Raw genomic sequence first — 23,815 nt, 5'->3', positions numbered from 1 at the left:
TGCATAGACATATAAATGATAGAAATGTACTAGAAAAGAAGGAAATGCACGGAGGTTGCGAGTCACATGCAGACGCAAACGCGGGTTTTGACGGATCTTGACGCTGCAACGATGACCGAAGGCGGCGCGCCATACGGTTTGGTTCCGAATGCCGCGATCGCGTTTCAGGACGGACAAATCGCATGGATCGGAGCTGTCGCTGACCTTCCTTCAAGATTCGCCGACCAGCCGAGGACTCGACTCGGTGGACGCCTGGTTACGCCTGCGTTGATCGATTGCCACACTCATGTGGTTCACGGTGGCCATCGCGCCGCAGAATTCGAAATGCGCCTGAAAGGCGCGAGCTATGAAGAGGTTGCCCGCGCCGGGGGTGGAATCATCTCGACCGTAAAGGCCACGCGCGCGGCCGGCGTGGAGGAACTGGTCGCACAAGCATTGCCGCGAGTTGATGCGATGCTGGCCGAAGGAGTATCGGTCATAGAAGTGAAGTCCGGTTACGGGTTGGATGACAAGACTGAATTGAACATGTTGCGCGCGGCTCGGGCGTTGCCGGATCATCGCCCCATCCGCATTCTGACCAGCTTTTTGGGGGCTCATGCGGTGCCCCGGGACTATGAGGGCAGGGCGTCGGACTACATTCATCAGGTCTGCATTCCCACGCTTCGCGCCGCTCATGCCGAGGGATTGGTCGATGCGGTCGATGCCTTCTGCGAAGGCATCGCCTTTCAACCCGAAGAGTTGATCCCGCTTTTTGATGTCGCGACAGAGCTTGGCCTGCCGATCAAGATCCACGCCGAGCAATTGTCGAATTTGGGCGGCGCAAAACTGGCTGCCGGATACGGCGCGCTTTCGGCAGATCATATAGAATACCTTGACGAAGCAGGTGTTCAGGCCATGGCGCGGGCCGGAACCGTAGGCGTCATTTTGCCGGGTGCGTTCTACACGCTGCGCGAAACACAGGCGCCACCGATTGACCTGTTGCGCCAGCACGGTGTGCCCATGGCGCTTGCCACGGATTGCAACCCCGGTTCGGCGCCGATGACCTCGTTGCTGCTTGCGATGAACATGGGCTGCACCCTGTTTCGCATGACGCCAGAGGAGGCCCTTAAGGGCGTAACGACCCACGCGGCCCGCGCTCTCGGCATGGCTGACTGCGGTCAGATCTCAGTCGGGCGGCGCGCTGATCTGGCGGTTTGGAATGTCGAACACCCTGCGGAACTGGCCTATCGCATCGGCTTCAACCCTCTTCATACTCGCATATTCGGAGGCATATTTTGACGACGCTCACCCTCACCCCGGGCACCGCTACCCTGTCACAGCTGGAACAGGTCTTTCGCGAAGAGCGCGCTGTTCAACTGGATCCCGCTTGCCGCCCGGCCGTCGAAGAAGCGCACAAGCGCATCGCCGATGCGGCGGCGGGAGAGGCCGCCGTATATGGCGTGAACACAGGGTTCGGGAAACTGGCCAGCGTCAAAATCGCGGCCGAGGACACAGCAACCCTGCAGCGCAACCTGATCCTCAGCCATTGCTGCGGTGTGGGCCCTGCGATCCCGCGCAACCACGCAAGGTTGATGATGGTTCTGAAATTGCTGAGCCTGGGGCGCGGGGCCTCGGGGGTTCGGCCAGAGGTGATCACCCTGCTGGAAGGGATGTTGTCCAAGGGTGTGACCCCGGTGATCCCGGCGCAGGGTTCGGTCGGGGCTTCGGGCGATCTTGCGCCCTTGTCCCACATGGCTGCCGTCATGATGGGCGCTGGTGAGGCCGAATTCGGTGGCGATGTGATGCCCGGTGCCGTTGCGCTGTCCAAAGCGGGTCTGCAACCGATCGAACTGGGCCCCAAAGAAGGGCTGGCGTTGATCAATGGCACCCAGTTTTCGACGGCCTTTGCACTGGCCGGCCTGTTTGGCGCATGGCAGGCGGCGCAAAGCGCGCTGGTTACCTCGGCGCTGACGACGGATGCGATCATGGGATCGACCGCCCCGTTGCAACCGGAAATCCACATGCTGCGCGGGCATCGCGGGCAGATCGAGGCCGGCGTGACCATGCGAGCGCTACTGGCCGGGTCGGTCATTCGTGAAAGCCATCGGGATGGCGATACCCGGGTTCAGGACCCGTATTGTATCCGCTGCCAGCCTCAGGTGGTGGGCGCCGCGATGGATGTGCTGAGGCAGGCCGCGACAACGCTGGAAATCGAGGCCAACGCGGCGACGGACAATCCTCTGGTTCTATCGGAAACCGGCCTGATCGTTTCGGGCGGGAATTTTCATGCCGAACCGGTTGGGTTTGCTGCGGACATGATTGCGCTTGCCGTGGCCGAGATCGGGGCAATTGCGCAACGCCGCATTGCGTTGATCGTCGACCCTGCGCTCAGCTTTGATCTGCCGCCGTTTCTGACGCCCAACCCGGGCCTGAATTCGGGCTACATGATCGCCGAGGTGACGACCGCCGCACTGATGAGCGAAAACAAGCATCTGGCCAATCCGTGCGTGACGGACTCGACGCCCACATCGGCCAATCAGGAAGATCACGTTTCGATGGCGGCTCATGGCGCGCGGCGGTTGGGGCAGATGGTTGCCAATCTGGAACGTATTCTGGGGGTCGAGCTGCTCTGTGCCACACAAGGTGTCGAATTCCGTGCGCCGCTGCCCACGAGCGAAACGTTGCAGGCCGTGATGGCACGGCTGCGTGCCGAGGTGCCAGCCTTGGGAGATGATCGCTATGTGGCGACCGAGATCGAAGCAGCCTCGGCCCTGATTGCCAGTGGCGAGATTGCCCGTGGCACGGGCATCGCCATGCCGGAACTTGGCGCATGAGCGGCCCGGTCGAAGTTACACGTGGTGAAAGCCCCATTGTGCTGGGTCTGCCGCATACCGGCACCTATGTGCCCGCCACGATCGAGGCCAAGTTAAATGCGCGGGGCAGGGCATTGACGGATACGGATTGGAATATTCACACCTTGTATGAAGGACTTCTGCCCGGTGCGACCACGGTTCGGGCGACCTTCCACCGATATGTGATCGACGCCAACCGGGACCCGTCGGGCGTGTCGCTTTATCCCGGTCAGAACACGACAACCCTTGTGCCGCTGACGGATTTCGACGGCCAGGGCATCTGGGACATCCCGCCTTCCGAAAAGGATATCCTCGAACGACGGGAAGCTTTCCATACGCCGTATCATGCCGCCCTGAAGGCCGAGCTGGAACGCGTGAAGGCGGCCCATGGGGTTGCGGTGCTGTATGATTGCCACTCGATCCGCAGCCATATTCCTTTTCTGTTCGAAGGTACTTTGCCCGATTTGAACATCGGCACGAACAATGGGGCGACCTGCGCGCGGGAAATCGAAGCCATAACGCATGAGTTCGCGGCGTCCTCGCCCTATACGGCTGTTCTGAATGGGCGGTTCAAGGGCGGATGGACAACGCGCTATTATGGGCGCCCCTCGGAAGGGGTGCACGCGATCCAGATGGAGCTGGCTCAGTCGGCTTACCTGAGCGCCGAAGCGCCGCCCTGGACTTTTGATACCGACAAAGCCGACCGCCTGCGCCGTTGGCTCAAAGAAATCCTTGACGCCATCCACGACACTGCATTGGAGCTTGCCCGATGACCGACCCTCGTAAAAACACTCGTGACATCTATCCCCCGACAGGGCCCGAACTGAACGCCAAAAGCTGGATGACCGAAGCGCCGATGCGGATGCTGATGAACAATCTGCACCCGGATGTGGCCGAGAACCCGCATGAGCTGGTTGTCTACGGTGGCATCGGCCGTGCCGCACGGACGTGGAAAGATTTTGATACCATCGTTGCCAGCCTCAAGGACCTGGAGGAAGATGAAACGCTTTTGGTGCAATCCGGCAAGCCGGTCGCCATCGTGCGGACGCATGCCGATGCACCTCGGGTGCTGATCGCGAACTCGAACCTCGTGCCGCATTGGGCCAACTGGGATCACTTCAACGAGCTCGATAAGAAGGGCCTGATGATGTACGGCCAGATGACGGCCGGTTCGTGGATCTATATTGGGACGCAAGGCATCGTTCAGGGCACTTACGAAACCTTTGCCGAGGCGGGACGTCAACACTATGACGGGGACCTGACCGGCAAGTGGATTCTGACTGGCGGTCTGGGCGGCATGGGTGGCGCGCAACCTCTGGCAGCGGTCTTTGCAGGGGCGTGTTGCCTGGCTGTCGAGTGTAATCCTGACAGCATCGATTTCCGCCTGCGCACCAAGTACCTCGACGAAAAAGCCGAGACGCTGGACGAAGCGCTCGAAATGATCGACCGCTGGACCCGGGCGGGCGAGGCGAAATCGGTCGGTTTGCTGGGCAATGCCGCCGAGGTTTTCCCCGAAATCTACCGGCGGATGCAGGCGGGCGGCATGCGCCCCGATATCGTGACCGATCAGACCAGCGCCCATGATCCGGTCAACGGCTACCTGCCGCTGGGCTGGAGCATGGCGCAGTGGAAAGACAAGAGGGAAAGCGACCCCAAGGCCGTGGAAAAGGCAGCCCGAGCGTCGATGAAACAACACGTGGCCGCCATGGTCGATTTCTGGAACGCGGGTGTGCCGACCTTAGACTATGGCAACAACATCCGGCAGGTGGCACAGGACGAAGGCTTGGAAAACGCCTTTGCCTTCCCCGGTTTCGTGCCCGCCTATATCCGCCCGTTGTTCTGCCGTGGCATCGGCCCGTTCCGCTGGTGCGCGCTGTCGGGTGATCCCGAGGATATCTACAAAACCGACGCCAAGATGAAGGAACTTTTCCCCGACAACACGCATCTGCACAACTGGCTCGACATGGCACAGGAACGTATCGCGTTTCAGGGCCTTCCCGCGCGGATCTGCTGGATCGGACTGGGCGACCGCCACAAGGCCGGGCTGGCATTCAACGAGATGGTTAGGAATGGAGAATTGAAAGCACCGGTCGTCATCGGTCGTGACCACCTCGACAGCGGTTCGGTCGCGTCGCCGAACCGCGAAACCGAAGCCATGAAGGACGGCTCGGATGCCGTGTCGGATTGGCCGCTGCTGAACGCGCTGGTCAATACCGCCTCGGGCGCGACATGGGTCTCGCTGCACCACGGAGGCGGCGTTGGCATGGGTTTCAGCCAACATGCGGGTGTCGTGATTTGTGCCGACGGAACAGATGCAGCGGCCAGACGTCTCGAACGGGTTCTGTGGAATGATCCGGCTTCGGGCGTCTGGCGCCACGCAGATGCGGGTTACGAGGATGCCAAGGCCTGCGCACGTGAACACGGGCTGCGTCTTCCGGGGATTTTGGGCTGATTTGCCATTCATCTTTGAATTTGTCTGCATGGCTTAGCGCTAACGTCTCATTTTCCGGTTTCGAACCGGGGATGTTTCCGCTAGGGCTAAGCCGTTAAGCAGCCCGCCAGGCTAACGACAACTGACAAAGGTGGCTCGCCCGTTGCTCGATATTGCACAAGTCCGCACTGTTCTTTCGGACGTCTATGACCTTGCCCCATCGGCCACATTGGCCAATGAGATGAAAGACACGTTTGCCCGTATGGATCGTGTGATCAGCCCGCCGGATTGGGCGATCTATGCGCCTTATGTGCGGGCGATCAACGCGCTCAAGAAAGAGCGTAACGCCGTGATCCTTGGGCACAATTACATGACACCGGAAATCTATCATGGTGTGTCCGATTTCGTGGGTGACAGCCTGCAACTGGCGATCAAGGCCAGCGAGGTAGAAGAGGATGTGATCGTTCAGGCCGGGGTTCATTTCATGGCCGAGACATCGAAAATTCTGAGCCCCGAAAAAACGGTTCTGATGCCCGACATGGATGCAGGTTGTTCTTTGGCAGAATCGATTACTGCTGAAGGAATCGACGAAATGCGGGCCAAATACCCCGGCGCGCCGGTTGTGTCTTACGTGAACACCACTGCCGAGGTCAAAGCGGCCTCGGACATCTGCTGCACCTCGTCGAACGCCTTGCAGATCGTGAATGCAATGGAGAGCGACACGGTCATCATGACGCCGGATCAGTATCTGGCTCAAAACGTGGCCAATGAAAGCCACAAGAACGTGGTGTTCTGGCCCGGTTCCTGCATCGTGCATGAACAATACACCGCACAGGACCTGCGCGACTTCCGAGAATGGAACCCCGGAACGCGCCTGATTGCGCACCCGGAATGTCCGCCGGATGTGGTGGCCGAGGCGGATTATTCTGGTTCAACAAGCGGTATCATCAAATATGTGCATGATGAGAAACCCGAAAAGGCGATGCTGATCACCGAATGTTCCATGGCGTCGAACATCGCCGATGAACTGCCCGAGGTCGATTTCGTAGGGCCGTGCAACATGTGCCCGTACATGAAAAAGATCACGCTTGAGAAGATCCTCTATGCCCTGCACACGATGGAAGGCCAGGTCGAGGTCGCCGAAGACGTGGCAGAGAAGGCTCGCAAATCCGTTCAGGCGATGATTGATCTGTCCCGCAAGCTCGGCATCTGATCGGCAATGACCGACATCACCACGGATCGCGTCATTATTGTCGGGGCCGGGATTGGCGCGCTTTATGCTGCGCTGAAAATGGCGCCGCGACCGTTGGTGATCATCTCGCCTGACCCGCTGGGCGAAGGCGCAAGTTCGGCATGGGCGCAGGGGGGCGTGGCGGCGGCGATGGACCTGGCCGACAGCCCGGAAAGCCACGCCGTTGACACCGTCAATGCCGGGGCTGGAACCGTCGAGCCTGACGTTGCGGATTTGGTGACGCGAGAGGCACGGGACTATATTCTGGACCTGACCACTTTGGGCACACCGTTTGATCGCACCGAGGGTGGCGGATATGTCCTGTCCCGAGAAGCCGCGCACAGTTTTGCTCGTGTCGTGCGGGTAAAGGGCGATCAGGCCGGCAGTGAAATCATGGCCGCCCTGATCGAACGAGTGCGCGAAACTCCTTCGGTGCAGGTGTTGGAAGGGGTCCTTGCCATTGCGTTGGAAGTGACGGAAGGGCGCGTGGTGGGCGTTGTTTTGCAGGACGCCACGGAAAGCGGATCCGCGCCTGTGACGCTTCGTGCACCTGCCGTATTGTTGGCGGGTGGCGGTTCTGGCGGGCTTTATGCCCTGACGACCAATCCGGCCCGCATCCGCGGGCAGGTCATCGGAATGGCCGCACGGGCGGGGGCACTGATCGCCGACGCCGAATTTGTGCAGTTCCACCCCACCGCCATGGACGTAGGTGAAGACCCGGCCCCATTGGCGACCGAGGCCCTGCGCGGAGAAGGGGCAATTCTGATAAACAAGCGTGGCGAGCGGTTCATGCAGGCCGTTCATCCTGATGCCGAGCTTGCCCCGCGCGACGTTGTGGCCCGCGCGATATTTGCCGAGGTGCAGGCCGGCAACCGCCCGATGCTGGATACCCGCAAGGCTTTGGGCGCGCAAATCAACGAACTTTTCCCGGCGGTTGCCGCATATTGCGCGCGCAACGGAATCGATCCGGTCCGGGATGCGATCCCGGTCGCTCCGGCAGCGCATTACCACATGGGCGGGATTGCCACAGGCACTGATGGCCGCGCGACGCTGGATCGGTTGTGGGTGTGCGGCGAGGCGTCCTCGACCGGCCTTCACGGCGCCAACCGGCTGGCCTCGAACGGTTTGCTCGAAGCGTTGGTGTTTGCACGCATCTGTGCCGAGGACATTGCGCGTTCGATGCCGGACACTTCCGCGTCGGAACATGTGGCCCTTCAATTTGATCAAGCTGACATCCCTGATACGTCCGATGCAGTCAGTGTATTGCGCAGGACCATGTCGCGCGATGTTGGCGTGGTCCGGGACCGCGCCGGGTTATGCCGGGCATTGCACAGGATTGCCACGCTCGAAGAGCAGCATGGCACATGCCCGTCCTTCAGAAACATGTGTGCCACAGCAACCCTGATCGCCGCGGCGGCATTGCAGCGCGAAGAAAGCCGCGGCGCGCATGAGCGATCCGACTTTCCGGAAACTGCCGACGGCCCCGGCAAGCGATCCCGGATGTATCTTAGCGACGCGCTGCACATTCGCGCCGAAGCCTGCAAGGAAATACCATGAGTTTTGCGACCCTGCCCGAACTGATCCTCGAACCCGTCATCCGCGCGGCGCTGATGGAGGATCTGGGAGCTTACGGTGATGTGACCACCCGCGCCGTGATCCCGCCGAGCACGACCTATACGGCCCGGCTGAATGCGCGTGAGGATGCCGTCGTTTCGGGCATGCAGGTGGCGACGATTGCGTTCCGGCTGGTCGACCCGACGCTTGAGGTTGAGGCGCATGTCAAGGATGGCCAGCCCTGTCGGCGCGGCGACACGCTGATGACCATCAAAGGGTCCGCGGCCTCGATCCTGTCGGGTGAGCGGGTCGCACTGAATTTTGCCGGTCGCCTGACCGGTATTGCCACAAAAACTGCCACCTTTGTCCAGCAGACAAAGGGCACGAATGCCCGCATGACCTGTACCCGCAAAACCACGCCCGGACTACGCATCGTGGAAAAACAGGCCGTGCTGCATGGTGGCGGTTTCAATCATCGCTATTCGTTGTCCGACGCGATCCTGATCAAGGACAACCACATTGCCGCCGCCGGGGGTGTGCGTCAGGTTCTTGAGGCCGCCAAAGCGCAAGCCAGCCACATGATGGCCGTCGAGATCGAAGTCGATCGACTGGACCAGCTGGCCGAAGTCCTCAGGATTGGCGGCGCGTCCGTCGTATTGCTGGACAATATGGACAACGAGATGCTGCGCGAAGCGGTTGCCATGGTGGACGGGCGGATGAAGACCGAAGCCAGCGGCAATGTGACGTTGGACCGTGTCGCATCGATTGCGGCGACCGGGGTCGATTACATCTCGTCCGGGGCGCTGACGCATTCCGCCCGAACCGTTGATCTGGGCCTTGATTTCTGAAAAGCGCGGCATTTCCGCTTGATTTGGGATCGTTTGCGCCAACACGGTTGCGCCTTCAGATTTTATCGATAATAAATCCACGGCAACGCAAGCTGCAGGAAGTTTTATAGATAAAATGATCATCCCTCATTCCGGCTGGACCCGAAAGTCTGCGCAAGCTGTTCATGACCTCCCGTTGATGGACCTTCTGTTCCGGGCACAGACCGTGCACCGCGAGAACTTTGATCCGAACAAGATCCAGACCTCTAAGCTGCTGTCGATCAAAACCGGCGGGTGCGCCGAGGATTGCGCCTATTGCTCGCAATCGGCCCGCAATGGTTCCACCCTGCCTGCATCGAAACTGATCGAGGTTCAGCGTGTCCTGGCCGAGGCCAAAAAGGCCCGCGACGGTGGCGCGACCCGGTTCTGCATGGGGGCCGCCTGGCGCGAGCCCAAGCCGCGCGATATGCCTGCGCTGGTCGCCATGGTGGAAGGCGTCAAGGCGATGGGCATGGAAACCTGCATGACGCTGGGAATGCTGGATGACACCCAGGTGGTTCAGCTGCGCGATGCCGGGTTGGATTATTACAACCACAATATCGACACGTCCGAACGCTACTATTCCGAAGTGATCACCACCCGTACTTTCTCGGACCGGATCGACACGATGAACCGGGTGCAGGAAGCCGGAATCAAGGTCTGCTCGGGTGGTATTCTGGGGATGGGTGAACATACCGGTGACCGTATCGACATGTTGCTGACTTTGGCCAACATGACCCCGCCGCCGGATTCGGTGCCGATCAACATGTTGATGCCACAAGCGGATACCCCGCTGGCTGATGCCGAACCGGTCGATCCGATCGACTTTGTGCGGATCATCGCGACCGCTCGCATTCTGATGCCCAAAGCCTATGTTCGGTTGTCCGCCGGTCGCAGTGACATGAGCGACGAGATGCAGGCGATGTGCTTCTTCGCCGGGGCAAATTCCATCTTTGTCGGTGAAACTCTTTTGACGGCGGAAAACCCCGAAGAAGACACCGACTCGATCCTGTTTGCGAAACTTGGCCTTCAGGCCGAAACGGCTGAAGAACACAACCGCACGGAAGCCGCCGAATGAAAGCAGTCGAACGACTAGAATCCATGCTCGAAGCACTGGAAGCCCGGCACCGCCGTCGGGCTTTGATCCCGGCGCGGGGGCTGGATTTTGCGTCCAACGACTATTTGGGGCTGGCCGGGTCAAGCCTGTTGCAAGAGGCGGCACAGGCAGCGCTGGCGCGCGGCGTGCCCGTAGGCTCGGGCGGCTCGCGTCTGCTGCGGGGAAATCACCCGGAGCATGAGGCGCTGGAACATGAAGCAGCTGCGTTCTTTGGGGCCGAGGCCGCATTGTTCATGGGTGGAGGGTTTCAGGCAAATCAGGCAATCTTTTCCACGCTGCCGGCGGCCGGGGATCTGGTTTTGTATGACGAACTGGTTCACGCCAGCGCCCACGAGGGGATGCGCGCGAGCCGAGCGGATCTGCGTGCCTTTCGTCACAACGACGTCGCGGATGCGCGCAACGTTTTGACCGAGTGGCGATCCGCTGGTGGGCCGGGTCAGGTATGGATTGCTGTTGAAAGCGTCTATTCCATGGAAGGCGATCTGGCCCCGCTAAAGGACCTGTCCTGTCTGGCGCGTGAAGCCGAAGCCGTTCTGATCGTGGATGAGGCGCACGCCACGGGCGTTTTCGGGGCAAATGGCAAAGGTCTGGCGCATGATCTGAACGTTGACCTTTTGACCCTGCATACCTGCGGCAAGGGACTTGGAGTTTCCGGCGGGCTGATCTGTGGCCCGCGTGCGATGATCGATACCCTGATCAACCGCGCACGACCCTTTATCTTTGCAACGGCGCCGTCGCCTTTGAATGCTGCGCTGGTACGGGCTGTCCTGCGTGAACTGGCCGGGACTGACGATTTGGTCACTGCTGCATGCAAACGTCTGCGTCATGCACATGATGCGGCCCGTGAAACAGGGTTGCCTGACACGGCCTTGAACAGCCAGATCATTCCCGTCGTTCTTGGGGATGAGGCCCGCACGATGGCGATGGCACAGGCTTTGCAACATCAGGGGTTCGACATTCGCGGCATTCGCCCGCCTACCGTTCCAAAAGGCACATCCCGTCTGCGTGTCTCGATCACCGGGAATGTCAGTCCAGAGGACATTTCGGCCCTGTTCGCAACCATCTCCAGCCATCAGTCGGAGGCCGCATGAGCGCTCTGGTCATTGTCGGAACCGACACCGGCGTCGGAAAAACAGTTTTTTCGGCTGGCCTGACGGCGGCCCTGAACGCAAGTTACTGGAAGCCGGTTCAATCGGGCCTCGAGGATGCAACGGACACGGAAACCGTCTGCACCTTGTCCGGCGTGGACGTGTTGCCCGAGGCGTATCGCCTGAACATGCCTGCCTCACCCCATCTTTCTGCGGAAGATATGGACATTGAGATCGATCTGTCCCGGCTTGCGCTGCCGCACGTGGACGGGCCGCTGGTTGTGGAAGGGGCAGGGGGGCTGATGGTGCCTCTGAACCGCAAATCCTACTATCTGGATCTGATCGCCCAATGGCAGGCCCCGGTCGTTCTGGTCGCACGAACGGCGCTGGGAACGATCAACCACACCACGTTGTCCCTTATGGCGCTTCGAAGCGCTGGGTGCGAGGTGGTCGGCGTTGCCTTTGTCGGAGATCCGGAGCCTGACGTGGAGCAAACCATCGTCGAAATGAGCAAGGTTCGACATCTCGGACGCTTGCCATATCTTGGAGACCTGACGCAGCAAAGCTTGTCAGATGCGTTTTCATCCATAGACGTGGCGACCATACGGAGGTTTCTGTGACCCCGCTGGAGTTTGACGCCCACCACCTTTGGCATCCCTATACCAACGTGGCCGATCCCGGTGCGATGCACCTGATTGACCGGGCCGAGGGCGTGTATCTCTATCGGGAGGACGGCGCAAAGATGATAGACGCCATGTCGTCATGGTGGTGCGCCATCCACGGCCACAAGCATCCCGAAATCACATCCGCCATGAAGTCCCAGCTGGAAAAGATGCCTCATGTGATGTTCGGGGGGCTGACACACCGTCCGGCCATAGACCTGGGGCGCAGGATGGTCGACATGTTGCCCGAGGGGCTGGATCGCATTTTCTATTGCGACAGTGGGTCTGTCTCGGTCGAAGTGTCGATGAAGATGGCGGTGCAGTACCAAATGGCCCATGGCCGCACCCGCAAATTCGAGTTTGCCACAATTCGGGGCGGCTATCACGGTGACACGTGGAAAGCGATGAGCGTCTGTGACCCGGTCACGGGTATGCACGGGCTGTTCCGAGGCGCTTTGTCGATCCAGCACTTCCTGCCGCGTCCCCAGGTTCGGTTGGGGGATGACTGGCCGGAAGACCCGGCGCTGAACGGGTTGGGGGCGCTGGAACGACTGTTGGCCGACAAGGGTGATCACCTCGCGGCCCTGATCCTTGAACCCGTGGTTCAAGGCGCCGGCGGCATGTATTTCTATCATCCCCAATGGCTGCGCGCGGCGCGCGCCATGTGCGATGCCCATGACGTGCTGATCATTTTCGATGAGATCGCAACCGGGTTTGGCCGAACCGGCAAGCTGTTTGCCACCGATCATGCGGGCATCACCCCGGATATAATGTGTCTGGGCAAGGCATTGACCGGGGGGCATGTCTCGTTTGCTGCTACCGTAACCAGCAAGCAGGTGGCGTATGGCATTGGCAACAGTGAGGCCGGAGTGTTCATGCACGGCCCGACCTATATGGCCAACCCTCTGGCCTGTGCCGCAGGATCGGCCAGCCTTGGTCTTCTTGCCGGGGGGAGCTGGCAACGCCAGGTCGCAGATATCGAAGACCAGATGCGGACCGAGCTGGAACCAGCACGCGGTTTGCCGGGCGTAGCAGACGTCAGGGTTCTCGGCGCCATTGGCGTTATCGAGATGAAGGAAACGGTTGATCCTTCTGTCGCTCACCGGCTGGCCCCTGAAACCGGAGTGTGGCTGCGCCCCTTTGCGCGCAACATCTATTGTATGCCGCCTTACATTGTTTCGCCTGATGAACTCAGCCGGATCACCGGCGCGATGGTCGCTTTGGCCGGGGGGCAGCAATGAAACACCGGTGGCTGGCGCAATCGGATGACAGCAGGCTGACTCTCGTCTTCGGGGGGTGGGCGCTGGGTGCTGCCCCGTTCCGCGGGCTGACCGGAGGCGGATCTGTTCTGCTGGTGGATGATTATACCGGGCTCGATGATCCCCTGCCCGATCTGGCCGGGTTTGACCGCGTCGACATGCTTGCGTTTTCCTTCGGTGTCGCGTCCGCGGCCCATTGGCTGGCCAGCACAGGGTTTAGCCCTGACCGGCTGGTTGCCGTCAGCGGTACGTTGTATCCTGCCTGCGCGGACCGGGGCATCGCGCCTGATATTGTCCGGGCCACGGCGGATCAGCTGTCATCGGCAAGTTTCATCAAGTTTTGCCGACGCGCCGGGCTGTCTGCTGACATACCTGAACTGGACATCGAGCGGGCACGGAAGGAACTTCACGCGGTCATCGAACGCGGCTCGGCCCCTGATCCCGGTTTTGATCGGGTTTGGATATCAGACCGGGACCGGATCATTCCGACCAATGCTCAAAAGACGGCCTGGGCTGCAACCCCGGATGTGGTCAAGGGCGTCGCCGCTCCGCATGTACCTTTCCAACCGGGCCAAAGCTGGGCGGAGTGGCTGTCATGACGGCGCAATTGGCGGACAAGGTGCAGCGAAGCTTCAGCCGAAGCTTCCAGACTTACAACGACACAGCCAGCCAGCAGGCCTGGGTTGCCCGCAAGCTGGTTTCCGAGATGCGCCGGGTTGGCGCGCCGAACCGGTTTGATGTGGCGTTCGAGCTGGGATGCGGCACTGGCCATCTGACCCGGTTGCTGCGGCAGAGCTTTGACCTTCCCGATCTTTACCTGAACGATATCGCGCCGCAGGCTCGGGCGACGGCAGATGCGGAAAACGCAGCTTTCATCGCCGGAGACGTCCGCCTGGTCGAATGGCCCGCAAAGCTGGATTTGGTCGCGTCGGCCTCGATGATCCAGTGGATGGAGAATCCGGCCGGTTTGCTGCAACAGGTTGCCGAAGCGCTTGAGCCCGGAGGGTGGCTGGCCATTTCCGGGTTTGGCCCATTGCAATATCAAGAGCTTGCGCACATCGGATCGACAGCCCGTGCACCGGGCCTATGCCTGCCTGACACCCTTGCAGCCGCCATAGACGGGCCGTTCAAGATTCTGACGGTTGGCCAAAGCGTTCGGCCATCCTACTTTGACACGCCCAGAGAAGTGCTGAAACATTTGCGCAGTACAGGGGTTAATGGCCGGGCTCGGGGTGCATGGACCCGGTCCACCTTGGCCCGGTTCGAAGCTGACTACGTGCAGAAGTTCGGAACTGACGGCAGGGTTCCTCTGACTTACCACCCGGTGTGGGTCATCGCCGAAAAGCGTTAGGCGCTTATTCGGCGACGACAAGGTCGATTTCATTCGCCGACAGCATCTGGCAGATGTCCTCGGGCGGGTTCACATCGGTAAAGAACAGATTGATCTTGTCGGCAGGTTCCAATGTGACCGGCGCGCGTTTTCCCAGTTTTTCGCCATCGGCCACGACAATGCGAACCTGTGCGTTTTGAATGGCGACGCGGGCTAGGTTTGCTTCTTGCAAGTCGTGCAGCATAAAGCCCGGGTCCGCATTGACCGCCCCGACCGAAAGTACGGCGAAACGGACGTTCAAACGTTTGATCAGGTCCTGAGCTTCAACGCCAAATGCGCCCCCATCGTGCGACCGCAGCTCGCCACCTGCCATAAAGACCCGGTTGTTGTTTCTTGAAGCCAATGCCTGCGCCACAAAAACCGAGTTCGTCACCACAAAGAGATCCCTGTGGTTGCCAAGCGCCTGCGCCACATAAGCGGTAGTTGAACCGATATCGAGGAAAACGGAGTCCCCGTCACTGATGACCTCGGCAACCGCCTTCGCCAGCTTCTCTTTCGCGTCAACCTTCTTGTCCAGACGGCTTTGCAGCGACGGTTCCAGAATGTCTTCGAGAAGATGAACCCCGCCATGGACTTTGCGCACGATGCCGCGTTCTTCCAGATTGCGGACGTTTCGCCGAATGGTTTCAAGGCTGACCCCAAGTTCATTCGCCAGAACGCTTACCCGGCACGACCCGCCCGCGCGAAAAAGGGCGCGCAGGATTTCTTCTTCTCGTTGGTTTGTGGTCGGCAGGTTCATGTTTCGCGCTCTGATGGCATCGTCATAAGGGACGTTAAGCCATACCACAATACCCACATAAAGCAACGTAAGACAAAAGGTTGGCCGTAGAAACCTGCTTAGATCAGGAAAAAATGTGGCTTTACGTGGTTTTTATTGACACAAAACCCCACGATGTGGTCGTCTGTACTCAATACCACCGATTCATCGAAAAAAAATCACGACAGGGAGAAGGTGTTATGAACTGTAAAATGGGAATTTCCGCACTGGCCCTCATGGCCGCCGGAGCCGCAACAACTGCCTGGGCCGTTGAGTCCTCGGACCCGATCAAACTGACGCTGCATGACTGGTCGGGGCAGTTGATCAATACCAAGATCATGGGTTCGATCCTGGAAGAAGCCGGATACAACGTTGAATATGTTCAGGCGGATTACATTGCTCAGTTCGCCGGTCTGAAAACGGGTGACCTGCATCTGGCGATGGAAATCTGGGAAACCACCGGGCGCGAGGCGCTGGACGAAGCAACCGGAACCGGCAAGGTCGTCAATGTCGGCGAAACCGGCCTGATGGCGATCGAAGAATGGTGGTACCCCAGTTACATGAAGGAACGGTGCCCGGGATTGCCGAACTGGGAAGCGTTGAAAGACTGCGCCGAGGAATTCGCGACGGCGGAAACTGCTCCGAACGGGCGTTATGTCGGCGGCCCGGTGACCTGGGGTGGCTTCGATGACGAGCGTGTCGAAGCGCTTGAACTGGATTTCGAAGTCGTCCATGCGGGTACCGACGCGGCCCTGTTTGCAGAATTGGAATCCGCGTATCAAAGACAGGATCCGATTGTCTTGTGGGTTTACGTCCCACATTGGGCGCCGGCGAAATATGAAGGCGAGTTCGTAGAATTCCCGCCATTTACGCCGGAATGCTACAGTGACCCATCGGTTGGTGTGAACCCGAATATGGCCTATGATTGCGGCAAGCCGCGTGGCCCGATCTGGAAAGCCGCGTGGTCTGGCCTGCAAGAGAAATGGCCAGGCGCTTATGACATCATCGAAGCCTACAATATCAACAATGATGAAATGAGCGCCATGGTCGGCAAGGCCGATCTGGATGGCGTGGAAATCGACAGCGTTGTTGCAGAGTGGATGGAGACCAACAAAGACCGCTGGTCTGGCTGGATCTCGAAGTAATCCACTGGCCAGAGCGGGCCTGTCGCTCTCTCGGACCGCTCTGGCCTTTTTCGCGAATGAACCGGACCACCCTGATGCCCCCCAAGACCAAACTGTCGTGCCGAAATATCTGGAAACTCTACGGCCCCAACGCAGATCGGTTGCTGCGGACAACCCCCGAACCTACGGCAGAAGAAATTCGCAAGGCAGGTGTGATCGGCGCAGTCCGCAACGCCAATATCGAGATCTCGGAAGGTGAGATTTTCGTCATCATGGGCCTGTCGGGGTCCGGCAAATCCACTCTGGTTCGGTGCTTGTCCAGGTTGATCGAACCAACCGCCGGTGAAGTTCTGTTCGACGATGCTGACCTCTTGCGCGCCAGCGAGAATGAGCTGATCGAAATCAGGCGTCACAAGATGGGCATGGTGTTCCAGCATTTCGCGTTGCTGCCGCATCTGACCGTTTTGCAGAATGTGATGTTTCCGCTGACGATTCAGGCCACACCCAAACCCGAAGCCGACGCCAAGGCCCGCGAGGTCGTGGAACTGGTCGGTTTGAAGGGGCGTGAGGATTATTACCCGCGTGAGCTGTCCGGCGGCCAGCAGCAGCGCGTCGGCATTGCCCGTTCCTTGGTGACTGAGCCGGACCTTTGGTTCTTGGACGAGCCGTTCTCGGCCCTCGATCCGCTGATCCGGCGCGAGATGCAGGATGAATTCCTGCGGTTGCAGGAGCGGTTGCACAAGACCATCGTTTTCATCACCCATGACTTCGAAGAGGCCGTTCGCCTGGCCGACCGCATCGCCATCATGAAGGACGGAGAAGTGATCCAGATCGCCACGCCGGAACAGCTGGTGATGCACCCGGCCACCGGTTATGTGGCTGAATTCACGAAACATATCCCCCGCTCAAAGGTCCTGACCGTCGGCGGTGTCATGACCCCCGGCGCTGTGGGCGAGGGCAATCCGATCTTTCAATCCACGCGCATCTCGGACGTGGCGGAACGGATTATCGCGGCAGATGCGCCGATCCCCGTGGTGGATGCTGATGGCCAGCCCGTCGGAGCGATAGACCGCAAGGCCGTTGCGCATGTGCTGTTCGGCGGCGGAGACACGGCATGATCCGCCTGACCCGCAGCCAGATTGCCATTTTGGTGCTTGTTCTGATCACCATCGTGCTTGGCTATTTCGGGCGTGATTTGAGCAAGGCGCTGGATGCGCGCTGGTTGACCAAGTTCCCCTCGGCCTGGGTGATCCCGTTCAAAACCTACATTTCCTTGGCGATGACATGGCTGATCGAAGATGCCGCCATCGGGCCGGTGTCCTTCACCGATGTCACCCGCGCCATCGCGTGGTTGATCGAGCAGCCCTACAATCTGGTATTGGCCCTGCTGGCCGACGGCTTTGTCAGCGGTCAGGGAAATGACGCGCAGGTCATCCTGCCTGCGATCAGCTGGATCGTGGTCATCACCGCCGTTGTCGCCTTGGGTCAATACTGCCGCGACTGGGGATTGGCCGCTCTGGTCGGGGCCTGCTTCGTCTATCTTGCAGTTTTCGGACAATGGGACAGCGCCATGGTAACGCTGGCCTCGGTCCTGATCGCGGTGCCGATTGGCGCGGGCGGAGGGTTGCTGTTGGGCATTCTCGCCTATCGCCATCCGCTTTTTGAAAAGATCATCTCACCAATACTGGACCTGATGCAGACGATCCCGATCTTTGCCTATCTGGTGCCGATCCTGTTCATGTTTGGGTTTGGCCCGATCTCTGCCTTGGTCGCGACGATTATTTATGCGACGCCACCGATGGTGCGGATCACCACGTTGGCACTGAAAGGTGTGGATCCCGAAATCCTGGATTTCGGACGCATGGCGGGCACGACCCGGCGGCAGTTGATGTGGCGCGTGCTTGTGCCCTCGGCCAGCCACAGCCTGATGGTGGGTGTCAATCAGGTGATCATGCTGACCCTGAACATGGTCATCATCGCCTCGATGATCGGGGCTGGGGGGCTGGGCTTTGACGTTCTCGCCGCACTACGCCGTCTGGACATTGGAGCAGGGTTCGAAGCCGGCATCGCCATCGTGGTATTGGCCATCGCCGTCGACCGTCTGAGCCAGGCCTTTGCCGAACGGATGGGCCAGGTGCATCATGAGGTCGCCGGCTCGTGGGTCGCGCGTCATCGCCGGACGGTTCTGGTTCTGGTTTTACTGGTGCTGACATGGGTACTGGGACAGTTCTCGCCTCTGTTGCTGGAATATCCTGAAAGCCAGACCATCACCACTGGCGCGTTCTGGGACAACACGGTCGAATACCTGAACGTCAACTATTTCGACACGTTCGAGGCGATCAAGGTTTTCTTCCTGACCTGGTTCATGATCCCGATCAAAACGGTTCTGCTGGGCATCCCGTGGCCGTGGGCCATCGCGATGCTGGCCCTGCTGGGCTGGCACGCTGGCGGTTGGCGGCTGGCGTTGCTGTGTGGTGGGATGGCCTCGCTGGTACTTGTGTCGGGCCTGTGGTCAAAGGCGATGGTGACAGTGTATCTGTGCGGTGCATCGGTCATTCTGGCAACGCTGATCGGGGTGCCTCTGGGTGTTCTGGCGGCGCTGAACAAACGCGCTGGAACGGCCATCAACCTGCTGATCGACACGCTGCAAACCCTTCCCAGCTTTGTTTATCTGATCCCTGTCGTCATGCTGTTCAGGGTCGGCGATTTCACCGCGCTGATCGCCATCGTCCTTTATGCGCTGGCCCCGGCGGTCCGCTATGCTGCCCATGGCATACGGTCGGTTAGCGAAGAGCTGATCGAGGCCGGTCTGGTTTCGGGCTGCACCCGCAGGCAATTGCTGCGCCATATCCGTCTGCCGATGGCGTTGCCTGAGATCCTGCTGGGGATCAACCAGACCATCATGCTGGCGCTGTCCATGCTGGTCATCACCGCCCTCGTCGGCACCCGCGATCTGGGGCAGGAGGTCTATATCGCCTTGACCAAGGCCGATACCGGCCGCGGTCTGGTGGCCGGTCTGTCGATTGCCTTCATCGCCATCATCGCCGATCGGTTGATCAATGCCAGTGCCCGTCAGGCCCGCATCCGCTTTGGACTGGAGAGTTGATATGAGCCATCCCGACCTGATGACCCGCATCCGCGCTCTGCCGATCTGGCAGGGAGAGATCGAGGCCACTCCGCTGACCGGTGGCATCACCAATGTGAACTACAAGGTTACGGATGGCAGCGGGTCTTATGTGGTGCGTGTGGGCGACGACATCCCCTTGCATCAGGTGATGCGGTTCAACGAGCTGGCCGCCAGCAAAGCAGCCAATGCGGCGGGTCTGTCGCCCGCCGTGCTGCATTCCTCGGGCGATCTGACGGTGCTGGAGTTCATCGAAAGCCGCACCTTGACGGAAGAAGACGTCCGGCATCCGAACATGCTGCCCCGTGTTCTGGAATTGGTGAAAGCCTGTCATGTCGAAGTGCCGAAACACCTGCGCGGGCCGTCGCTGGTATTCTGGGTGTTCCATGTCATCCGGGACTATGCCGCAACACTGACCGGGAATGACAGCGCCCATGCAAAGCTGATCCCCGATCTGATCGACGCAGGCTCGCTGCTGGAACGTGAGGCTGGGCCGTATGACATCGTGTTCGGCCATAACGACCTGCTCTGCGGCAATTTTCTGGACGACGGCAACCGCCTTTGGCTGATCGATTTCGACTATGCCGGATTCAACTCGCCGCTTTTTGATCTGGGCGGGCTGGCTTCGAACAATGGCCTGTCGCCTGAACAGGAAGACTGGGTGCTTGAGAGCTATTTCGAGACCCCGGTCAACGACAACCTGCGCCACCGCTATACGGCGATGAAATGCGCTTCGCTGCTGCGGGAAACCATGTGGAGCATGGTGTCCGAGATCACCTCGGATATCGACTTTGATTACGCAGCCTACACAGCTGAAAACCTGGCGCGGTTCCGCGCAGCCCTTACCGATTTCAAAAATACCTGAGGATAGACATGACCGACCTTCCTACAACAGCCAAAGCCGTCATTGTCGGCGGCGGGATCATCGGCTGCTCGACCGCCTATCACTTGGCCAAGCTGGGCTGGACCGACACGGTGCTGCTGGAGCGCAAGAAGCTGACCTCGGGCACCACGTTTCACGCCGCAGGGTTGGTGGGGCAGTTGCGTTCAAACGCCAATATCACGCAATTGCTGGGCTATTCCGTCGATCTGTACAACAAGATCGAAGAGGAAACAGGGCTTGGTACTGGCTGGAAGATGAACGGCGGCTTGCGCCTTGCCTGCAACGAAGAGCGTTGGACCGAAGTCAAACGGCAGGCCACGACAGCGCATTCCTTTGGTCTGGACATGCAGCTTCTGACCCCATCCGAGGCGCAGGAGCTGTGGCCCTTGATGGATGTTTCGGACGTGATCGGCGCGGCCTACCTGCCGACAGACGGTCAGGCCAACCCGTCAGATATCACGCAGGCATTGGCCAAGGGCGCCCGCATGGCCGGGGCGAAGATATTCGAAGATACCAAAGTCATCGATATCGAGATTGAAGATGGCAAAATTCGCGCGGTAATCACCGAACATGGTCGGATCGAGTGTGAAAAGGTGATCTGCTGCGCCGGGCAATGGTCCCGCACCTTTGCCAGCCGCTTTGGCGTCAACGTTCCTCTGGTTCCGATGGAGCACCAGTACATGGTGACAGAACCTTTCGACGTGCCCGGCAACCTGCCCACTCTGCGCGATCCCGACCGGCTGACCTACTACAAGGAAGAAGTCGGTGGTCTGGTTATGGGCGGCTATGAGCCGAACCCGATCCCCTGGGCCACCAAGGGTATTCCGCAAGGTTTCCACTATACCCTTCTCGACAGCAACTTCGATCACTTCGAACAGCTTATGGAGCTTGCGTTGGGTCGTGTGCCCGCGCTGGAGAACGCTGGCGTCAAGACGTTGACCAACGGGCCGGAAAGCTTCACGCCCGACGGCAATTTCATCATCGGCGAAGCGCCCGAGTTGAGGAATTTCTTTGTCGGTGCGGGCTTTAACGCCTTTGGCATCGCGGCTGGCGGTGGTGCGGGCATGGCGCTGGCGGAATGGGTGCACAAGGGTGAGCCGCCCTTCGATTTGTGGTCTGCCGATATCCGCCGCTTTGGCCGCCCGCATTTCGACACCGACTGGGTTCGCACCCGTACCGTTGAAGCATACGGTAAACACTACACGATGGCTTGGCCGCATGAGGAACATGACTCGGGCCGCCCCTGCCGAAAATCGCCGCTTTATGACACGCTGAAAAAGCAGGGCGCGTGTTTTGGTGAGAAACTGGGCTGGGAACGTCCCAACTGGTATGCCGATGTGTCAAAGGGCGAGGTGGCCAAGGATGAATACAGCTTTGGCCGCCAGAACTGGTTCGATGCCGTCGGGCGCGAACATAAAGCAACACGCGAAGCGGCGGTGTTGTTCGATCAGACATCCTTCGCCAAATTCGCCCTCAAGGGCCCCGATGCTTTGGCAGCGATGAACTGGATCTGCGCCAATGATGTGGACAAGCCGGTTGGCGCGCTGGTCTATACCCAAATGCTGAACGACAAGGGCGGGATCGAGTGTGACCTGACCGTTGGGCGCGTGGCTCATGACGAGTTCTACATCGTCACCGGCACCGGCTATGCCACCCATGACTTCGACTGGATCGACCGCAGCATTCCCGAGGGTATGAATTGCCAGCTGTTCGATATCACTTCATCGAATGCAGTCCTGTCATTGATGGGACCAAAAGCGCGCGATGTTCTTGCGGCGGTGACGCGCGATGACGTCTCGAACAGCGGGTTCAAGTTTGGCACGATCCGTACCATCGGGATTGCGGGGTGCCCGGTCAAGGCGCTGCGTGTGACCTTTGTTGGTGAATTGGGGTGGGAACTGCACCTGCCGGTGGAATATGCCCAAACGGTGTACGACGCCTTGATGGAGGCAGGGCGCCCGCATGGATTGAAAAATGCGGGATACAGGGCGATTGAATCGCTGCGCCTTGAAAAAGGCTATCGCGCCTGGGGCTCGGATATCGGGCCGGATCATACGCCGTTCGAAAGCGGCTTGGGCTGGGCCGTGAAACTTCGGAAGAATATTGATTTCAAAGGGCGTGCCGCTGCTGAGGCGCAAAAAACCGGCGGCGTAAAGAAGATGCTGGCATGTTTCACGGTTGACCCCGAGGTTGTTCTTCTGGGGCGTGAAACGATCTATCGGAATGGCGAAAGGGTCGGATGGCTGACTTCGGGCGGCTATGGTTACACCGTCGAAAAGTCGATCGGCTACGGTTACATCCGAAACGCCAACGGTGTCGACGCACAATACGTCACATCAGGGACATATGAATTGGATGTCGCCACTCAGAGGGTTCCTTGCGAAGTGACGCTGAAACCGCTTTACGACCCGCAGATGAGCCGGGTGAAGACCTGACCCGAGGGTGCAAGAGCAGATCTACCGACACACGCACGGCGATCGGAACACATGGGGAAAGCATGCAAACAGGGCAAATCCGCCCCGAGTGTCCGAATGTTCGTCGAATCTGACGGATTTCGATCCATAAGCCATTGATAAAGTTTCAGTATTGTCACACCTCATGCCCATCTGAAAACTGAACTGCAAGACTTCTCATTCAGCTTTCAGGGCAAACAACCTTTCATCCGTCGGAGATTGGATGACTTCAGCCGAAAAGGACCGAAAATGGTAACCCCAGATGCGTTGACTGAACACGCGATGAAGATTGCTGATATTGCCACGGAGTCCGCGATGCGGTTTTTTCGGGGGTCTTTGGGCATTGAATTCAAACAGGATGAAAGCCCGGTGACGCAGGCCGACAAGGCAGTTGAGGCGGAAGTTCGCACCTACCTGAAACAGCATTTTCCCGGACACGGCATCTTTGGCGAAGAGCACGGTCAAGAAGCAGGCGACGGGCTTCATATGTGGGTGATTGACCCGATTGACGGAACCCGTTCGTTTCTGTCCGGCCATCCTTTGTTCGGGTTCCTTTTGGCGCACCTTGTGGATGGGCGCCCTCGGTTGGGGCTGGTCGGAATGCCGGCCTTACATGAGACCTATTTGGGTGTGGTTGATAACGGGGCCAGCCTGAACGGGCGACCGATAAAAGTGTCGCACACCACGCGTCTGGATCAATCGGTTCTTTACGTGAATGAAGGCGACAAAATTTATCGCGATCATCCTGACCTGTTCAGCCGGCTGATGAATGCAGGGCAGACGCGCCGATTTGCCTATGATTGTTATCCCCATGCCTTGCTTGCTTCGGGCCATGTCGATGCTGTGGTGGATTACGATCTGCAACCTTATGACTATCTGGCGCTCTCACCTCTGATCACGGCTGCTGGCGGAGTGATGACCGATTGGCACGGGCATGCGTTGACCCTCGATTCAGATGGCGCGGTCGTTTCCGCCGCAACCCCTGAACTGCATGCTGAACTGCTTGACCTCATCAATGTCGAAAAATGACAGTGTTGCGCAACCC

20 protein-coding genes are annotated in these 23,815 nt (G+C 59.4%); 19 read left to right on the top strand and 1 reads right to left on the bottom strand.

Features of this window, described 5'->3' with window-relative positions:
• Nucleotides 1-66: 66 nt before the first annotated feature.
• The 13 genes from hutI to AC2FFD_RS05615 all read left to right on the top strand — a co-directional run bounded on the left by hutI (nucleotide 67) and on the right by AC2FFD_RS05615 (nucleotide 14,390).
• Nucleotides 67-1,278, top strand: coding sequence for an imidazolonepropionase (gene hutI, locus AC2FFD_RS05675; protein ID WP_496872401.1), 1,212 nt, complete (start codon nucleotides 67-69; stop codon nucleotides 1,276-1,278).
• Nucleotides 1,275-2,813, top strand: a complete 1,539-nt coding sequence (gene hutH, locus AC2FFD_RS05670; RefSeq protein WP_496872399.1) for a histidine ammonia-lyase — start codon at nucleotides 1,275-1,277, stop codon at nucleotides 2,811-2,813. The genes hutI and hutH overlap by 4 nt, the downstream gene beginning before the upstream one ends.
• Nucleotides 2,810-3,604 (top strand): N-formylglutamate deformylase, encoded by a 795-nt coding sequence (gene hutG / locus AC2FFD_RS05665; RefSeq protein ID WP_496872397.1) that lies wholly within the window; start codon nucleotides 2,810-2,812, stop codon nucleotides 3,602-3,604. The genes hutH and hutG overlap by 4 nt, the downstream gene beginning before the upstream one ends.
• Complete coding sequence (hutU, locus tag AC2FFD_RS05660) at nucleotides 3,601-5,283, top strand: urocanate hydratase (RefSeq protein ID WP_496872394.1); 1,683 nt, start codon at nucleotides 3,601-3,603, stop codon at nucleotides 5,281-5,283. The genes hutG and hutU overlap by 4 nt, the downstream gene beginning before the upstream one ends.
• A 142-nt stretch (nucleotides 5,284-5,425) precedes the next feature.
• On the top strand, nucleotides 5,426-6,475 hold the full coding sequence (gene nadA / locus AC2FFD_RS05655) for a quinolinate synthase NadA (RefSeq protein ID WP_425079654.1): 1,050 nt from the start codon (nucleotides 5,426-5,428) through the stop codon (nucleotides 6,473-6,475).
• A gap of 6 nt (nucleotides 6,476-6,481) precedes the next feature.
• Entirely contained in the window at nucleotides 6,482-8,050 is a 1,569-nt protein-coding gene (locus AC2FFD_RS05650; protein WP_496872392.1) for an L-aspartate oxidase, read from the top strand.
• Nucleotides 8,047-8,895, top strand: coding sequence for a carboxylating nicotinate-nucleotide diphosphorylase (gene nadC, locus AC2FFD_RS05645; protein WP_496872390.1), 849 nt, complete (start codon nucleotides 8,047-8,049; stop codon nucleotides 8,893-8,895). The genes AC2FFD_RS05650 and nadC overlap by 4 nt, the downstream gene beginning before the upstream one ends.
• A 178-nt stretch (nucleotides 8,896-9,073) precedes the next feature.
• Nucleotides 9,074-9,991 (top strand): biotin synthase BioB, encoded by a 918-nt coding sequence (gene bioB / locus AC2FFD_RS05640; RefSeq protein WP_254440000.1) that lies wholly within the window; start codon nucleotides 9,074-9,076, stop codon nucleotides 9,989-9,991.
• Nucleotides 9,988-11,121: an 8-amino-7-oxononanoate synthase gene (locus AC2FFD_RS05635; protein ID WP_496872387.1), complete on the top strand. Its 1,134-nt coding sequence runs from the start codon at nucleotides 9,988-9,990 to the stop codon at nucleotides 11,119-11,121. The genes bioB and AC2FFD_RS05635 overlap by 4 nt, the downstream gene beginning before the upstream one ends.
• Nucleotides 11,118-11,738: a dethiobiotin synthase gene (gene bioD / locus AC2FFD_RS05630; RefSeq protein WP_480684939.1), complete on the top strand. Its 621-nt coding sequence runs from the start codon at nucleotides 11,118-11,120 to the stop codon at nucleotides 11,736-11,738. Before AC2FFD_RS05635 ends, bioD begins: the two co-directional genes overlap by 4 nt.
• Nucleotides 11,735-13,021: an adenosylmethionine--8-amino-7-oxononanoate transaminase gene (gene bioA, locus AC2FFD_RS05625; protein ID WP_496872384.1), complete on the top strand. Its 1,287-nt coding sequence runs from the start codon at nucleotides 11,735-11,737 to the stop codon at nucleotides 13,019-13,021. The genes bioD and bioA overlap by 4 nt, the downstream gene beginning before the upstream one ends.
• Nucleotides 13,018-13,638: a pimeloyl-ACP methyl esterase BioG family protein gene (locus AC2FFD_RS05620; protein ID WP_496872382.1), complete on the top strand. Its 621-nt coding sequence runs from the start codon at nucleotides 13,018-13,020 to the stop codon at nucleotides 13,636-13,638. The genes bioA and AC2FFD_RS05620 overlap by 4 nt, the downstream gene beginning before the upstream one ends.
• Nucleotides 13,635-14,390 (top strand): methyltransferase domain-containing protein, encoded by a 756-nt coding sequence (locus AC2FFD_RS05615; protein ID WP_496872379.1) that lies wholly within the window; start codon nucleotides 13,635-13,637, stop codon nucleotides 14,388-14,390. Before AC2FFD_RS05620 ends, AC2FFD_RS05615 begins: the two co-directional genes overlap by 4 nt.
• Before the next feature lie 4 nt (nucleotides 14,391-14,394).
• Here AC2FFD_RS05615 and AC2FFD_RS05610 read toward each other — a convergent pair whose 3' ends face one another.
• Nucleotides 14,395-15,168, bottom strand: a complete 774-nt coding sequence (locus AC2FFD_RS05610; RefSeq protein ID WP_257601008.1) for a DeoR/GlpR family DNA-binding transcription regulator — start codon at nucleotides 15,166-15,168, stop codon at nucleotides 14,395-14,397.
• A gap of 218 nt (nucleotides 15,169-15,386) precedes the next feature.
• Between AC2FFD_RS05610 and AC2FFD_RS05605 the strand changes: the two genes are divergently transcribed.
• The 6 genes from AC2FFD_RS05605 to AC2FFD_RS05580 all read left to right on the top strand — a co-directional run bounded on the left by AC2FFD_RS05605 (nucleotide 15,387) and on the right by AC2FFD_RS05580 (nucleotide 23,799).
• Nucleotides 15,387-16,331, top strand: coding sequence for an ABC transporter substrate-binding protein (locus tag AC2FFD_RS05605; RefSeq protein ID WP_496872376.1), 945 nt, complete (start codon nucleotides 15,387-15,389; stop codon nucleotides 16,329-16,331).
• A 74-nt stretch (nucleotides 16,332-16,405) separates the two neighbouring features.
• On the top strand, nucleotides 16,406-17,428 hold the full coding sequence (locus AC2FFD_RS05600) for a quaternary amine ABC transporter ATP-binding protein (RefSeq protein ID WP_170345319.1): 1,023 nt from the start codon (nucleotides 16,406-16,408) through the stop codon (nucleotides 17,426-17,428).
• Entirely contained in the window at nucleotides 17,425-19,416 is a 1,992-nt protein-coding gene (locus AC2FFD_RS05595; protein ID WP_496872374.1) for an ABC transporter permease, read from the top strand. The genes AC2FFD_RS05600 and AC2FFD_RS05595 overlap by 4 nt, the downstream gene beginning before the upstream one ends.
• Before the next feature lies 1 nt (nucleotide 19,417).
• Nucleotides 19,418-20,299, top strand: a complete 882-nt coding sequence (locus AC2FFD_RS05590; RefSeq protein WP_496872372.1) for a phosphotransferase — start codon at nucleotides 19,418-19,420, stop codon at nucleotides 20,297-20,299.
• 8 nt (nucleotides 20,300-20,307) lie between these two features.
• The gene (locus AC2FFD_RS05585) at nucleotides 20,308-22,752 is read left to right on the top strand and encodes a GcvT family protein (RefSeq protein ID WP_496872371.1); all 2,445 of its coding nucleotides are present in this window, start codon (nucleotides 20,308-20,310) and stop codon (nucleotides 22,750-22,752) included.
• A gap of 267 nt (nucleotides 22,753-23,019) precedes the next feature.
• On the top strand, nucleotides 23,020-23,799 hold the full coding sequence (locus AC2FFD_RS05580) for an inositol monophosphatase family protein (RefSeq protein ID WP_496872370.1): 780 nt from the start codon (nucleotides 23,020-23,022) through the stop codon (nucleotides 23,797-23,799).
• The last annotated feature ends 16 nt before the right edge of the window (nucleotides 23,800-23,815 follow it).

The organism is Ruegeria sp. YTSC002 (genome assembly GCF_059609845.1).
This window is presented reverse-complemented; position numbering and strand designations above follow the sequence as displayed.